This is a genomic window from Lachnospira pectinoschiza, assembly GCF_020564355.1.
GTDB lineage: Bacteria > Bacillota > Clostridia > Lachnospirales > Lachnospiraceae > Lachnospira > Lachnospira intestinalis.
The window spans coordinates 1-450 of sequence record NZ_JAJCRR010000028.1 but is presented as its reverse complement, the minus strand read 5'-3'; the positions used below and the strand labels follow the sequence as shown (position 1 = coordinate 450).

The 450-nt window shown below is 38.2% G+C and carries 1 protein-coding gene; it reads left to right on the top strand.

What is annotated here, in order from left to right; all coding sequences use genetic code 11:
- Positions 1-450, top strand: a 450-nt coding sequence (locus tag LI288_RS14090; protein WP_227091079.1) for a hypothetical protein, incomplete at both ends; no start/stop codon positions are given.

Genomic DNA, 450 nt, shown 5'->3' with positions numbered 1-450 from the left:
CGCCTGTTAACAAAAGCTGAGTATGAGCAACCAACGCCTTTTTATATCGGTGCGGGCCATGAATATTTGCCAAATGAAATCAATTATCAGGAATTATTGAAACAGAAAAAACGACCACTTGATTATTCAGCAGAACAAGTAACCATTACAAATGTTAGAATGCCTTATGGGAAAATTTCATTTGACTACCAAGTGGTGAAGCAATCAGCGAAGGTGACCGTTCCTTTTATTTATTACTTAGGCTATCAAGCCACGATTCAAATGAAAAACCAAACGGGCGCTAAAAAAATGAGCCTAACCAATCAAGGAGGCTTAGCCGCTCTTTCTTTATCTGGTACAGGACATGTCGACATCCGTTACCAAAGAACAAAAGTGCAAAAAATAGGGACAATGATTACCTTGCTTTCTGTTGGTGGTTTTGGATTTAGCCGATTTTTACAACAAAAAAAG